Raw genomic sequence first — 14,322 nt, 5'->3', positions numbered from 1 at the left:
GCCAGGCCTTTATAAGGTGCCGGATTTCCCCTCATGCCAGGTTAGAAGCTATGAATAAATTCGTCGGCAAATGTGCCGTGATCGCAGCGCTGTCGGGGCTTGCCGGCTTCGCGACCCAGGCATCCGCCGATGTCGTGGGCAACGCGAAAGCGGCCCAGGGCAAGGTTGCGATGTGTATCGGGTGCCACGGCATTCCCGGTTATCGCACCGCGTATCCGGAGGTGTACCGGGTTCCCATGCTCGGCGGCCAGAGCGCCCGCTACATTGAGAACGCGCTGCAAGCCTACAAGAAGGGCGATCGCCATTTCGAGACCATGCACGGCATAGCGGTCACGCTGACCGATCAGGATATCGCCGATATTGCTGCGTACTACGCCGCGCAAACCCCCTCTTCGAAGAACAATCCCGACAAGTGATCCCGCGCGTGGGTCCTGATCACGCAAAGACATCAGGCCTGAGACGCACTCACTCGGCACTCACCATTCGCGGGATAGGAGAATTCATGAAGGCACTCGAAACAGTGTTGAAAACAGCATGTACGGCAGCCGCGCTGGCCGGCGTGATCGCCATGCAGCCGGCGTTTGCCGCCGATGCCAGCAACGGCAAGGTCCTCGCCGAAGCACACAATTGCGCGGCCTGCCATGGGCCGAACCTGAACAAGCCGGTGAGCGCGGAGTATCCGAAGCTCGCGGGCCAGCACGCCGATTACATCTATTGGGCGTTGCGCCAGTATCAGATGGGCAACGGCAATCCGAACTTCGGTCGTGCGAATGCCATCATGTCGGCGCAGGTGCAGAACCTCTCGCAGGCGGATTTGAAGGATATCTCGGCGTATATCGAGTCGCTCAAGGGCGATCTGGTGCTGAAGAAGTAGGCTCTGCCAGCTGGTTCGCGCATAAAAAAACACCTCGCTTGCGCGAGGTGTTTTTCGTTTTAGGCGCACTTCAGGCGAGTGTCAATCCCGCGAAGCCCGCTGCTCGATCAACGCAAGATAGGCGTCGGTGTCAGGCGGCGTGTTGTTGCGCTGCGCCTCCCAGATGATCTGCCCGAGGCATTCCATGATCGCGTGCTGCGCGTCATGCGTCGAACCCAGCCGCCCGACCAGGCGCTCATGCGCGCGGCGAATCCCCGGCGGTTGATCGATGGAAAGCTGCTCGGTAATCGCCAGATGCATCGACAAATGCAGGAACGGATTGCTCTTGCCCTGATCAGGCGAATAATCGGCATGGGCGACGTCCGGATCGGCGAGTTCCTGCTGGTATTCCGGATGCTCGCCAATCCAGTCGGCTGCGATGCTTTCGAGCGGCGTCAGGACGCCGCCTTGCCGCTGCTTGCGCCAGGTTTCGGTGAAAAATTGGCGAACTTCGTCGCGGCTCGGGTTGAACATGGGGCTGTGTCGCTTTAGCTGAATCGTTGTCAGACAGTCATTTTAAGCTGCATCGACGTGGCTCGCTCGGGACCGCAGCAACGCTCATTCGATGGGAGCGGGCGTCTTCGGCCGGTATTCGCACAATGGCTCGATCGCGCAATGCCAGCACTCGGGCACGCGGGCGCGGCAGACATAACGTCCGTGCAGGATCAGCCAGTGATGCGCGTCCTGCTTGAACTCGTCGGGGACGAACTTCTCCAGCGCCATTTCGACTGCCCGAACGTCCTTACCCGGCGCAAGACCCGTACGGTTCGATACGCGAAAGATATGGGTATCGACGGCGATGGTCGGGTGCCCGAACGCCGTATTCAAGATCACATTCGCCGTCTTGCGGCCGACGCCCGGCAGCGCCTCGAGCGCCTCGCGGTCATCGGGAACCTCGCCGCCATATTGCTCGACGAGAATCCGGCACGTTGCGATCACGTTCTTCGCTTTCGTCCGATACAAGCCGATCGTCTTGATGTATTCGGTCACGCCTTCTTCGCCGAGCGCCAGCACCTTGGCCGGCGTGTTGGCGACCGGGTACATGCGGCGCATGGCCTTGTTCACGGAGACATCGGTGGCTTGCGCCGAGAGCAGCACGGAGATCAGCAACTCGAACGGCGAGTTGTGTTCGAGTTCGGTGGTCGGGTGCGGGTTCAGGCTCTGCAGCGTTTCGAAGATCGCGCGGCGTTTTTTCGGGTTCATCGGATCAGGCGTCGGGGTCGTAGTCGGAGTCGTTGCTCAGGTCAGTCAAACCGAGGCGGCGACGGCGGGCTTCGGCTGCATCGATTTGCGCCTGGACCTCCGGGCTCACCGAATCGATGTTCTTCGGCCCCGCGCCGAGCTTCGCCAGCTCTTCCTTTTTCTTGCGCGCACGTTCCATCGCGGCCTGGATGATCGCGCGTTTCTTGGCCTGCGCTTCGTCTTCCGGCGTGACGGTTTCTGTTTTGACTGCGGTTGCGTCGGTTATGACCGGTTCCACCGGTTTGGCCGATCCCGCCACGCGCGCTGCCTTGCGCGCTTCGGCGGCGTCGCGTTCGCGCGCGAGCCGCGCCACGTGCTGGTCGTGCCGGGCGCGCGCTGCATCGGCTTGCGTCTGCGTCCATGCGTCCCAGCCGGTTTGTTCGCCGGTAACGGGGATCATCGCGATGCAATCAACAGGGCAGGGCGGCACGCACAGGTCGCAACCGGTGCAAAGCTCGGGGATGATCGTGTGCATCTGCTTGGCCGCGCCCACGATGGCGTCCACCGGACAGGCCTGAAGGCACAGCGTGCAGCCAATGCACAGGTTTTCGTCGATGAACGCAAGCGGTCGCGGCCGCTCAAAACCGTTCTCCGGATTCAGCGGGATGACCGGCTTGCTGAGCAGCCTGGCGAGCCGCACTACGCCTTCCTGGCCGCCCGGAGGGCATTGGTTGTAGCTCGCCTGACCCGTCGCGATGGCCTCGGCGTAAGGTCGACAGGCGGGATAGCCGCATTTTGTGCACTGGGTCTGCGGCAGCAGGTCTTCGATCTGGTCAGCGAGGGTGGTGGGGGAAATTGCAATCACTGCAGTCACATTAACGGCTTGGGGAAGGCGGCGCTGGTGGCGCATTGATCCGGGTGGACGCGAAGCGGACGGCCGGATGCGCCGAAACCACTTCGACACAACAGACGATTCGCGGATTCACGCGATCAATACGACTTATTTCGGCGACGACTCGTGGGGATATGTTCAAGCGCTTATGTTCGCGCTCGTTTTGATATCGCGTTTGCGCGTTCGGGCATTCGGCCTGTTTCGATGCGTTGTGCCCGAGGCGGCATTATCGCTGAAATTCAAGCAGTTCCCAATCATTCCCAATTGCCAACGGGCCAACGATGTGCACATAATCAAATCGCTTTAGATTGACTGCAGGACGGTATTTCCAATCACGTTGGCGCAACCGATCCATCGCATGCTTCTTTAGGACACAGGAATGCATGACGCTACTCTCAAAACGCGGTTTGTCGATCATGAAGCCACCATGAACCAGCCAAAAATCAAAAGAGATCCCGAGGGCACGCGTCGCAGAATCCTGCTTGCCGCCGCTGAGGAGTTTGCGGCGGGAGGCTTGTTCGGCGCGCGCGTAGACCAGATTGCCCGCCGTGCCGAAACGAATGAGCGAATGCTCTACTACTACTTCGGCAGCAAGGAGCAGCTGTTCACCGCCGTGCTCGAACATGCGTTCACAGCGCTCACAGATGCCGAAAAGTCGCTCGATCTGGACGGTGTGGCGCCTGTCGAGGGCGTGACGCAGCTGGCGCATTTCATCTGGAATTACTATCGTGAGCACCCCGAGCTTTTGCGGCTTGTGAATAACGAAAACCTTCACGAAGCGCGATACATAAAGGGCTCAACGCGTATCCGCGAGCTTATTTCGCCAGTGGTCGCCAAGCTTGGGAAGATACTGGAACGTGGTCAGCAAGCCGGACTGTTTCGCAATAACGTGGATCCATTGCGCTTCTACGTGACCTTGTCGGGGCTCGGGTATTACATCGTCTCGAACCGGTTCACGCTGGAAGCCACGTTTGGACTCGATTTCAGCGCCGACGCCGAACGCGAAGAAATCATCAAGATGAATACCGAACTGCTGCTCGCCTATCTGATGCGGCGTTAACCCGTGCAACGGGCATGTCCCAAATGAAACACGCCGCGTAAGAACGCGGCGTGCGGTGTCATGCTTGATTCGATCGACCCATTGCTCAGGCCGGAACTGCTTCTTTCTTCGGCGCCTTGTCGTGCGCGAGAATGAATTCACGCAGTTGCGGATACACCATCGTGCGCCAGCGGCGGCCCGAGAAAATACCGTAGTGGCCGGCCTTCTCGGCGGTGTAGTGGCGCTTGTTCTTTGCCGCAATGCCGGTGCACAGGTCGTGCGCGGCGCGCGTCTGGCCACTGCCCGAGATGTCGTCGAGTTCGCCTTCAATGGTCAAGAGCGCCGTGTGCTTGATGTCCTCGGGACGCACACGCTCGCCGTTCACATCCCACGTGCCTTCGGCAAGCTGGAAATCCTGGAACACGATGCGAATGGTATCGAGGTAATAGTCCGCGTCCATGTCGAGCACGGCGTTGTATTCGTCGTAGAAACGGCGATGCTGCTCTGCATCTTCGTCGTCGCCACGCATCAGGTTCTGATAGAAATCCCAATGCGCGGTGACGTGACGCTCGGGGTTCATCGCGACGAAACCAGCGTGCTGCAAGAAGCCCGGGTACACCTTGCGGCCCACGCCCGGATAGTTCGCCGGGACCGTGTAGATCACGTTGTTCTCGAACCACTCGTACGAATGTTCGCTTGCAAGCGAATTTACGGAGGTCGGGCTGCGCCGTGCATCGATAGGACCACCCATCATTGTCATGGTCCGCGGCGTGTCTTCACCGCGGCTCGCCATGAGCGAGATTGCAGCGAGCACCGGCACGGTCGGCTGGCACACCGAGATCACGTGCAGATCCTTCGCGCCGATATGACGGATGAATTCCTGGATATATTCCACGTAGTCATCGAGATGGAACGAGCCGTCTTCGAGCGGGACCATGCGTGCGTCCAGCCAGTCGGTCAGGTAGACCTTGTGGTCCTGCAGCAGGGTCTTGACGGTATCGCGCAGCAGCGTGGCGTGGTGGCCGGAGAGCGGCGCACACACCAGCACGATAGGTTCCGTCTTCAGGTCGGTGACGGTAGCGCTGTCGTCGGAGAAACGCTTGAAGCGGATCAGCCGGCAAAACGGCTTCTCAACAATGATCTGCTCGACGATAGGAATGGCGTGACCGTTCTTTTCTATCTGGTGCAGCTCGAATTGCGGCTTTTCGTAATCCTTGCCAAGCCGGTAGAGCAGTTCATAACCGGCCGCGAGGCGCGTGGAGCCGGGAACATATGCTAGAGGACTGGAAGGGTTGGTGAACGACTTCGACGCCGCTTCCGCCCATGCCGTAAGCGGGCTCAGCATGGCCCGCTGGAATTCGTGAAGTTGATAGAGCATGTTTTACCCGTGTAGAACCGGTAGCGCCTGCAGTCAGGCGCGGGTCCGGCGATTGGCGTACTGCAGGCGCTTGTTTCGTTCACCGGCGGATCGGGCTGCATTGTTTCGCCGAACGACCGGTCGGAAACCTTCTCCGATCATAGCCGCGAACGTCGTTTTGTGCAACGCAACATACGTGTCGTTTACCTCAGTCGGGCGCCGGTTTTGTCGCGGATTTCGCCAATTTCAGGCAAATATTGGCTGAAAATTACGAAGTGCTTTCGTTTGCACTCTCCTGGCGTTGCGCCGGCTGGCCCGTTGCCTTGGCCATTCCTTGCTCATGCTTCATCAGGTTCATGCCGGTGTGCACGAGCGCGACATGCGAAAAAGCCTGCGGGAAATTACCAACCTGGCGTTTCGCGACAGTGTCGTATTCCTCGGCAAGCAGGCCGACGTCGTTAGCAAGTCCCACCAGGCGTTCGAACATCGCAAACGCCTCGTCCAGACGGCCTTGAAGCGCAAGGTTATCGACGAGCCAGAAACTGCATGCGAGAAACGTTCCTTCGCCAGGCGGCAGCCCATCCTGTACTTCGGCGGTGTGGTAACGCTTGACCAGCCCGTCGTGCGTCAGGTCGCGTTCAATGGCGTGCAACGTCGCGATAACGCGCGGATCTTCAGGTGGCAGGAAACCGAGCAGCGGGATCAGCAACAGGCTCGCATCGAGATCCTCGCCGCCGTACGTCTGCACGAACGAATTCATCGATACATTCCAGCTCTTCGAGCACACGTCCGCGTGAATGACGGTGCGCTGGTTGCGCCAGTGTTCGAGCGGACCTTCCAGGCCAAACTGTTCCGCCGACTTGATCGCGCGGTCATACGCGACCCACGCCATGACCTTCGAAAACGTGAATTGCTGGCGGCCGCCGCGCGTTTCCCAGATACCTTCGTCGGGTTCCTGCCAGACGGTATCGAGGTGATCGAGCATCGCGCGCTGGATCGACCAGACGGTATCATCGCTTTGCAGGCCGCCTACGCGCGCGAGGTGCAGCGCATTCATCACTTCGCCATACACGTCGAGTTGCAACTGATCGACCGCGCCATTGCCGATACGAACCGGCTTCGAATTTTCATAGCCCGGCAGCCAGTCGACTTCCCATTCAGGCAGGCGCCGTTCGCCGGCAATGCCGTACATGATCTGGATCTGTTGCGGAGAACCCGCCATCACGCGGCCGAGCCATGCGCGCCATGCGCGGGCTTCGTCGTAATAACCGCTGCGCATCATGGCCAGCAACGTAATGGTCGCGTCGCGCAGCCAGCAGTACCGGTAATCCCAATTGCGGGTGCCACCCAGTTGCTCCGGCAGCGACATGGTCGGCGCCGCGACGATGCCGCCGGTCGGTTCATAGGCGAGCGCCTTGAGCGTGATCAGCGAGCGGCGGATGGCAGGACCCCAGCGGCCGGCGAGCTTGCTGCGGCCCGACCATTCGAGCCAGTAATTCTCGGTGCGCGCGAATTGCGTATGCGGATCGCGGGCGGGCGGCAAGCGCAAGTGGGATTGCGAATACGCGAGCGAGAAGGGCACGCGCTCACCCTCGTTCACAGTGAATTCACCGACCGTGCGCATGTTCTCGCCAGACAGTTCGATGGGCGTGCGCAACACGCACAGATCCGGACCGGCGATGGCGCGAATGCCGCTGTCGTCAGGCAGGCGGCTGACCCACGGTATCGATGACCCGTAGTCAAAGCGCAGCACCAGTTCCATTTTCATCTTCACGCTGCCGCGCCGGCCGACGACGATCCGCACGAGGTCGGACATACCGTCGCGAACGGGCATGAAGTCGATGAGCGAGACCCGGCCCTCGGGCGTTTCGAAATCGGTTTCGAGGATCAGCGTGTCGCCGCGATATTTGCGTGTGATCACGGGAGGCGGCGCGCCTTCGGGCAGATCGGGCGTGATCAGCCAGCGGCCGTTTTCGGGCGTGCCGAGCAATGCGGCAAAACACGCGCCGGAATCGAAGCGCGGCCAGCACAACCAGTCGACGGATCCCTCTTTCGATATCAAGGCGGCGGTGTGGCCGTCGCCAACCAGGGCGTAGTCTTCAATCAGTGCGGGCATAGGCAGGGGGTGGTTTCGATGAGCCGATGGAGCGGTCGATTATGAAGCGCATTTGTGTTTCGTGCCTTGGCGCGTGCTTGCTGTCCCGGCGCGCTGGGCATTTGAACGGAAAACGTAAGCTCAACTTGAAAATAAGCTGGACGCACGCCTAGAATGAAAGTTCGCGCCTGAGCGATGCCAACCGTCGAACCTGATCGCATCACGCGTCCACGCTTGCCTGACGTCTTCGAGGAAATCGAACGTGAAAGCCATGCCGAATCCGTTGAGAGCCGATTGCATCGCCATCCTGTCCGCTGCGAGCCGTATTTCGGATACGTCCACGCTCATTGATCTCGATTACAAACATCTGGGCCTGTCGAGGAATGGCATGGAGGTCGCCGCCACATTCCTGATTGAACGCGATTGCTTTACGCGGCATCGGGAAACGAACGGGGCTGTTGCTGTCGGCGGGCTTTCGCTTCAGGGCCGCATGAGGCTTGAGCAGCTTGCCGACGGGTGATGAGCGGCCTTAGCCGCGTCCAACAAGTTTTCAATTCCATTGCCGCCGCCTAACGCGGGATCGTCATCAATGATCTCGCGCGGCCTGGCGCGCGTCTCGTTGGAACCTCATTCCCAAAGCACCGTCTTACCTGACCCTGCTTCGCGCATCAGCGTGGGCGGGACGGCGCTTGGGGCATGCATCCGTGTCACAAATGCGTCGCGCTCAATCCGAACACGCCGATCAATCCGATGATGATCAGATAGATTGCGACAATAAAGTTGAGCAGCCGCGGCACGACCAGGATCAAAATGCCTGCGATGAGCGCGACCAGAGGACCAAGGCTCAGGTGGATATCCATTATTGCTCCTTTGTTTTGATAGAAATGATGGTTGCGAATGGTTGGTCAAGGGCATGCATCGTGCGCCGCATAACCTGAAACAAGCCGTAATAACGAACGATCAGGAGGTTTCCATGCATTCCGTTTTTACTTCTTTTTCCCCGCGTAGCGCCCCCGCGCAAACTTCGTGCCGCAAAGCGAATTTCTTCACGAAGAGCTTTGCAGCGAGCGTTGCGATCGGACTTTCTCTCGCCGCGGGACAAGCCATGGCGCAAGGCGCCGGCACGGCGCCCGGCGCGTCCGCAACGCCGTCCGGCTCAACCGATGGCAACGTGTACAACCTGCTGGTCGGCACGTACACAGGCAGCGGCAAGAGCGAGGGGATCTATGTGTATCGGTTCGATACCGCCAGCGGCAGCATCACGCGTCTCGCCTCGGCGCAGACGGTCAATCCGTCGTATCTCGTAGTCAGCAAGGACCGGCAGCACGTGTATGCGGTCAATGAACTGCCCGGTGACAACGGTCCCGCGTCGCAACGCGGCGGCATCAGCGCGTTTCGCTTCGATCCCGCGAGCGGTCAGCTCACCTTCGTGAACCGCGTCTCCTCCGATGGCAACGATCCCGCCTATCTCGCGTTGTCGCCGGATGGACGGTACCTGCTGACGGCGAACTATTCGGTGGCATCGAATCCGGGCGGCAGTTTCGCTGTGTTTCCGCTGGAAGGCGAACGCGTCTTGCCGTCCATCCTCACGGTTCATCACGACGGCAGCGGTCCTGTAACGGGACGCCAGGATAATTCGCACGTTCACTCCACGGTGTTTTCGCCGGACGGCCGCTACCTGTTCGCGCAGGACCTGGGCGCCGACAAGCTCTATTCGTACCGATACACCCCCGACGGCACACGCGGCCTGTTCGGTCCGACCGAATCGCGCTACACACTGGTCAAGCCGGGTTCAGGACCGCGCCACATGGTCTTCGACGAAGCGGGAAAACACGCTTACGTGACGACCGAGATGAACGCGTCCGTGCTCGTCTACGATTATGACGACGGCAAGCTCACCCTCAAGCAAACCCTGCCAATGACCGCGCCGGATTTCAAGGGCAAGATTGGCGGCAGCGCGATCCATTTGTCGCCTGACGGGCGCTTCCTGTACACAACCAATCGCGGCGATGCAAACGAGATCCTGACCTACGCCGTCAATCCGGCCGACGGTCAACTCAAGCTACTCAATCGCCGTTCCACGCTGGGCAAGAGCCCGCGTGAATTCGCCATCGATCCGACCGGCCGGTGGCTGATCGTCGGCAACCAGGACAGCGACAGCGTTTACTTCTTCCGGCGCAATCCGGAGACGGGTGAACTGGCATCGGACCCGAAAAAGATCGAAATCGGCTCGCCGGTTGATTTCAAGTTCGTTTCGCCTTCCTGACGGTTTTGCATCGTAGTCATATGCCGGACCGCCGCGTTTCGAGCGGTCCGGTTTTTGCAGCATAAAGTTGGTCCAACCCGCGGCGCCCGCCGGTCAACGGTCAAGCAAGGAATCAAACGTTGAACATCACGACAGCATCGAATAGAGAAGCCGCCCGTCCGAATGCAAGAGCGCCCGACGATTCCAAGGCGCCGCCCGGTTTCATCTGCGCGTTTCGTTTTTCCGGGGCCGAGGCGCTGCGCCTGTCCTGGGACGAAGCGCGCCGGGAGATCGTGGGCGAAGGTCCGACCTGGCTGCATCTAAGCGCCAACGACGACACGGTGGAAAGCTGGCTGACCGGCGTCACCGCCATGCCCGACGTCGCGCGCGAGTTTCTGAACGGCGAAGACAAGCGGCCGCGCGTGCATATGGGATCGACGTTCATGTATGGCGTGGTCGCGGATCTGGAGCGCGTGGCGGAAACACCCGACGCCGATCCGAACGCGCAAGCCACGCGCCGGGCGACAGGTGCGCTGCGTTTTTACGTCGATAAAAACCGCATGGTCACCGTGCGCGCCCAGCCCTTGCAATCGACTGACCGGCTGCGCCACGCGGTGCTGGAAGGCACGATGTTCCGCGACACCGTCGATCTCTTTGCCGGGCTGATCCGCGCGCTGAACGATACGTTTGCAGATCGCATCGATGAAATCGGCGACCGGCTCGACGACGTGGAGGAGGGCGTGCTCGACGGCCGTCATTCGAACTGGCGCGCGGAACTGGGATCGGTGCGAAGACGGCTAGTCGAAGTGAAGCGGTTTGTCGATCCCGAGCGCAACGCGCTGACGCAGCTCGTGACGCGGCGGCTCGACTGGGCCGAACCTCGGTCGATGGAAACCTTGATCCAGGCCATCCAGGTGCTGAACGGGCTCGCCGCCGGCCTCGAAGCGCAGTACGAACGCGCGAAGCTGCTGCAGGATGAAATCGCGGCGCTGCTTTCCGAGGACATCAACCGCAAGTTGCTGTGGCTCGCGATCATGTCCGCGTTGCTGATGCCCGCGACGCTCGTCTCGGGCATCTTCGGCATGAACGTGGCGGGTTTGCCCGGCACGCACGACCACTATTCGTTCGCGGTCGTGATGGGCGTGATGGCGATATGCGCCGCCGTCACGTTGTTCCTGCTAAGACGGCTGCGCTTGTGGTGAACGCTTATTCCGGCTGGCCCGGCGCGAGCACTTCGCGATTGCCGTTGGTTCCCATCGGCGAAACGAGACCGGCTGATTCCATCTGTTCAACGAGCCGCGCGGCCCGGTTATAGCCAATCCGCAACTGCCGCTGAACCGATGAAATCGATGCCCGTCGCGTACGCAAGACGAACGCAACGGCTTCGTCGTAAAGGGGATCGGCTTCGGCATCCTGCGTTTCGCCGAACAGGTCGGGCGTGCCGCCTTCAGGCGTCGGCCCCGACAAGATCCCTTCCTCGTACTCCGGCTCGCCGAACTGCTTCAGATATTCCACGACGCTGTGCACTTCTTCGTCGGCGACAAACGCGCCGTGCACGCGTTGCGGGTAGCCGGTGCCGGGCGGAAGGAACAACATGTCGCCGGCGCCGAGCAGCGACTCCGCGCCCATCTGGTCGAGAATGGTCCTTGAGTCGATCTTCGATGAAACCTGGAACGCCACGCGCGTCGGAATGTTCGCCTTGATCAAGCCGGTGATCACGTCCACCGACGGCCGCTGCGTCGCGAGAATCAAATGGATACCGGCCGCGCGCGCCTTCTGCGCGAGGCGCGCGATCAACTGCTCGATCTGCTTGCCCGCGACCATCATCAGGTCGGCGAGTTCGTCGATCACGACCACGATCATCGGCAGCTTGGCGAGCGGTTCGGGCGCGTCGGGCGTGAGCGAAAACGGGTTCGTCAGCTTCTTTCCGGCCGCTTCCGCGTTGCGAATCTTCTGGTTGAAACCCTGCAGGTTACGCACGCCCACCGCCGACATCAGCTTGTAGCGCTTCTCCATTTCCCCGACACACCAGTTCAGCGCGTTCGCGGCGAGCTTCATGTCGGTCACGACCGGCGCGAGCAGATGCGGAATGCCTTCATACACCGACAATTCGAGCATCTTCGGATCGATCATGATCAGGCGCACGTCTTCGGGTTTCGCCTTGAAGAGCAGCGAGAGGATCATCGCGTTGATCGCCACCGATTTGCCCGAACCGGTCGTGCCCGCAACCAGCATGTGCGGCGCGCGCGCAAGATCGGTGACCACCGGATTGCCGATGATGTCCTTGCCCATTGCAATGGTCAGGAACGACTTGGAATCGCGATAGACATCGGCTTCGAGAATCTCGGACAGCCGGATCATCTGCCGTCTGGCGTTCGGCAATTCGAGTCCCATGCAGGTCTTGCCGGGAATGGTCTCGACCACGCGAATCGATGTCAGTCCAAGTCCGCGCGACAAGTCCTTCATCAGGCCCACGATCTGGCTGCCGCGCACGCCGAGTGCCGGTTCGACTTCGAAACGCGTGATGACCGGCCCCGCCGAGGCGCCGACGACCGTGACCGGAACCTTGAATTCCTGCAGGCGTTGTTCGATCAGCTGGCCCGTGTCCGCGAGATGTTGTTCGGAGACGGGTTCGACTTCGTCGGACGCCGCTTCGAGCAGGTCGAGCCCCGGCAGATCCACCGCCGATGCCGCCGGTGCATGAAACTCGAATTCCGTCGCGATGAAACCACGTACGGGCGGGCGCGCGTCTTGTTGCGGCGGGGTTTGGGGCATCGGCGAAGGCGTCGGCACGGGCGCGACTGCGCGCGGGAAGTGAACGACGTTGGACGGGTTCGGGATGGAGTCTTCGAAGCCTGCGTCCGGCTCTGCTTCGACTTCCTCTTCGATCTCGTTTATTGGCGGCAGGGGAGGGCGCGGCGTGCTTGCGGCCGTTTGCCATGCCGGCGTCACGTCGCGCCCAGCGCCGTCGCCCAGCGCCTGATCGCCACGGGTGGCCCATGGGGGAAGATCGGAGGGCCGCGACGGCTCTGCGGGCGCGATGGTCGCTGTTTCCTCGACGATCTCGTCCAAATCAACCGGCGCGTCCGGCAACGATTCGACTTGAGCGTCGCCGTCACTTGCTTTTGTAACGGGCGGCGTGTCGTCCGATGTCGTGTCCGTCGTCGCGCCGAAGTCCTCGTGCAACGGAACGGCGGGTGAGTACTCGCCCGCGGCGCTGAATGTCGCCGATGGCTCAGGAATGGCCGGCGCCGGTTCTGTCGGCGGGTCTTGAACCACGTTCGCGAAAGTCTTCTCGGCGGCACCGGGCTCCGGCGAATGCTCCGCGCTGCGAGGCGCGGTTTCCTCGCCGGTATTGCTTTCGGATGTTGAAACGGCCGGCGTCTCGCTACGGGCCATGTCGGCCCGCGTCGTCCACTGCGCTGCAGTCTGCTCGATGGAACGCAGCGCCTCCTTGATGCGGTCGGGTTCCGGCGGCGGTCCGGCCGGCTTCGCGGGCGCGTTCCCGGCGGTAGACGCAGCAACCGCAAAGAACGATTCCTTCGTCACCACGGGCGCAAACACGTTGCCGCGCGTGGATGTGGGCGACGGGCTCGCCGATGGTCTCATCGATGAATTGCGCGCCGCCTGAGCCGCGCGAGCCGCCGACGATCCGATGGAACTCCCAGGGGCGCTTCTCGTTATGGTCGAACGCGATACATCCGGACGGCGAGGCGTGGGTGCGTCCACAGCGCGTTCGGCCGGGCGCTGCGAGTGCGTGGAGCTTGAGGGCGCCGCGGCCTTGCTCGGCGTACCGCCCGTCTTCAGCCATCCTGCGGGCGCGACGGGTTCGATCGGTTCAATCGGTGCGGCACTACGTCCATGCATGTCCCGGCGTTCACCAAACGATGGTTCCACCGGACGAGCCGCCTCGGGTCCTCGCGCTTGCCGTTCGGCATCGCTGCGTCTGGCCGGTTGTGGCCGCCAGACCGTCGGCCGCTGATAGCGGCTGCCTTGGCGCGGTGTGGCGGGCGGAATGCCGAGCGGAGGTGCATCGGGCGAAATTCTGCTCGACGAACCCGCCGCGCCCGCAATGCCGGCGCCGGTTCTTTCTGCTTTTTCCCTGGGTGCTTTTTTGCGCGACTGTTTCTCGCGGCCCGCACGTTCGCGTGGAGCGAACGAGCCGGAGTCGAATCCCAGGCCGAACGCAACGTTGGCCCATGCAAACGCTTCGCGCCATTGAAAATCGAAGAACCACGGCAGGCCGGTCAACAGCACGACGGCTGCGCCGGCACCCACGGCGAGCGCGCCCTCCGAGCTGATCACGCCGCCGTGGGACGCGAGCGCATTCAACAGCGCGTGACCCAGATGGTCGGCACTGGCCGCGAATTCAAACGAGTGGAACAGGGCGGCTTCGAGCGCGCAACTCGCGAGGAGCACGCAGAAAAAACCAAGCCACAGCCGGATCGTGCCGGGGCCGCGCAGGCCGCCGCCGTTCGGCAGAACGGACTTGACGATGCGCCAGAGAAGAGGGATGAACCAGACGGCCGAGATACCGAACCAGCCGAAAACTACCGTGTGCATGCAAGGAACCAGGAATGATGTAAGCGATGTGAGCAG

The 14,322-nt window shown here is 61.5% G+C and carries 14 protein-coding genes; 6 read left to right on the top strand and 8 right to left on the bottom strand.

What is annotated here, in order from left to right; translation table 11 throughout:
• Nucleotides 1-50: 50 nt before the first annotated feature.
• Nucleotides 51-416 carry a c-type cytochrome gene (locus HB633_RS07305; protein ID WP_056352325.1) on the top strand — a complete coding sequence of 122 codons (366 nt, stop codon included), beginning with the start codon at nt 51-53 and terminating at the stop codon, nt 414-416.
• Nucleotides 417-502: 86 nt separating this feature from the next.
• Nucleotides 503-874: a c-type cytochrome gene (locus tag HB633_RS07300; protein WP_213777446.1), complete on the top strand. Its 372-nt coding sequence runs from the start codon at nt 503-505 to the stop codon at nt 872-874.
• An 81-nt stretch (nt 875-955) separates the two neighbouring features.
• On the opposite strand, the gene HB633_RS07295 is transcribed toward HB633_RS07300, so the two are convergent.
• The 4 genes from HB633_RS07295 to HB633_RS07280 form a co-directional block, all read right to left on the bottom strand.
• Nucleotides 956-1,387: a DUF1841 family protein gene (locus HB633_RS07295; RefSeq protein ID WP_061998960.1), complete on the bottom strand. Its 432-nt coding sequence runs from the start codon at nt 1,385-1,387 to the stop codon at nt 956-958.
• 84 nt (nt 1,388-1,471) lie between these two features.
• Nucleotides 1,472-2,116 (bottom strand): endonuclease III, encoded by a 645-nt coding sequence (gene nth / locus HB633_RS07290; protein WP_213777445.1) that lies wholly within the window; start codon nt 2,114-2,116, stop codon nt 1,472-1,474.
• 4 nt (nt 2,117-2,120) lie between these two features.
• Nucleotides 2,121-2,960 carry an electron transport complex subunit RsxB gene (rsxB, locus tag HB633_RS07285; protein WP_346730280.1) on the bottom strand — a complete coding sequence of 280 codons (840 nt, stop codon included), beginning with the start codon at nt 2,958-2,960 and terminating at the stop codon, nt 2,121-2,123.
• Nucleotides 2,961-3,213: 253 nt separating this feature from the next.
• The gene (locus tag HB633_RS07280; RefSeq protein ID WP_213777443.1) at nt 3,214-3,405 is read right to left on the bottom strand and encodes a hypothetical protein; all 192 of its coding nucleotides are present in this window, start codon (nt 3,403-3,405) and stop codon (nt 3,214-3,216) included.
• 9 nt (nt 3,406-3,414) lie between these two features.
• Between HB633_RS07280 and HB633_RS07275 the strand changes: the two genes are divergently transcribed.
• On the top strand, nt 3,415-4,047 hold the full coding sequence (locus HB633_RS07275; RefSeq protein WP_056352913.1) for a TetR/AcrR family transcriptional regulator: 633 nt from the start codon (nt 3,415-3,417) through the stop codon (nt 4,045-4,047).
• Nucleotides 4,048-4,132: 85 nt separating this feature from the next.
• Here the strand turns inward: HB633_RS07275 and phaZ are convergent, their stop codons facing one another.
• Both phaZ and HB633_RS07265 read right to left on the bottom strand, forming a co-directional pair.
• Nucleotides 4,133-5,404, bottom strand: coding sequence for a polyhydroxyalkanoate depolymerase (gene phaZ / locus HB633_RS07270; RefSeq protein WP_213777442.1), 1,272 nt, complete (start codon nt 5,402-5,404; stop codon nt 4,133-4,135).
• 247 nt (nt 5,405-5,651) lie between these two features.
• Complete coding sequence (locus tag HB633_RS07265; RefSeq protein WP_213777441.1) at nt 5,652-7,499, bottom strand: glycoside hydrolase family 15 protein; 1,848 nt, start codon at nt 7,497-7,499, stop codon at nt 5,652-5,654.
• Nucleotides 7,500-7,749: 250 nt separating this feature from the next.
• Between HB633_RS07265 and HB633_RS07260 the strand changes: the two genes are divergently transcribed.
• Entirely contained in the window at nt 7,750-7,998 is a 249-nt protein-coding gene (locus HB633_RS07260; RefSeq protein ID WP_213777695.1) for a hypothetical protein, read from the top strand.
• A gap of 187 nt (nt 7,999-8,185) precedes the next feature.
• Here HB633_RS07260 and HB633_RS07255 read toward each other — a convergent pair whose 3' ends face one another.
• Nucleotides 8,186-8,338, bottom strand: a complete 153-nt coding sequence (locus HB633_RS07255; protein ID WP_213777440.1) for a DUF3096 domain-containing protein — start codon at nt 8,336-8,338, stop codon at nt 8,186-8,188.
• Nucleotides 8,339-8,451: 113 nt separating this feature from the next.
• Here HB633_RS07255 and HB633_RS07250 point away from each other — a divergent pair, with 113 nt between their 5' ends.
• Entirely contained in the window at nt 8,452-9,744 is a 1,293-nt protein-coding gene (locus tag HB633_RS07250; protein ID WP_213777439.1) for a lactonase family protein, read from the top strand.
• Nucleotides 9,745-9,863: 119 nt separating this feature from the next.
• Nucleotides 9,864-10,925, top strand: a complete 1,062-nt coding sequence (locus HB633_RS07245; protein ID WP_218626688.1) for a transporter — start codon at nt 9,864-9,866, stop codon at nt 10,923-10,925.
• Nucleotides 10,926-10,929: 4 nt separating this feature from the next.
• On the opposite strand, the gene HB633_RS07240 is transcribed toward HB633_RS07245, so the two are convergent.
• Complete coding sequence (locus HB633_RS07240; protein ID WP_213777438.1) at nt 10,930-14,286, bottom strand: DNA translocase FtsK; 3,357 nt, start codon at nt 14,284-14,286, stop codon at nt 10,930-10,932.
• Nucleotides 14,287-14,322: the final 36 nt, after the last annotated feature.

It is taken from the genome of Caballeronia sp. dw_276, from assembly GCF_018449635.1.
Taxonomy (GTDB): Bacteria; Pseudomonadota; Gammaproteobacteria; order Burkholderiales; family Burkholderiaceae; genus Caballeronia.
The sequence above is the reverse complement of the archived record's forward strand: the minus strand, read 5'-3'. Positions and strand labels throughout refer to the sequence as shown.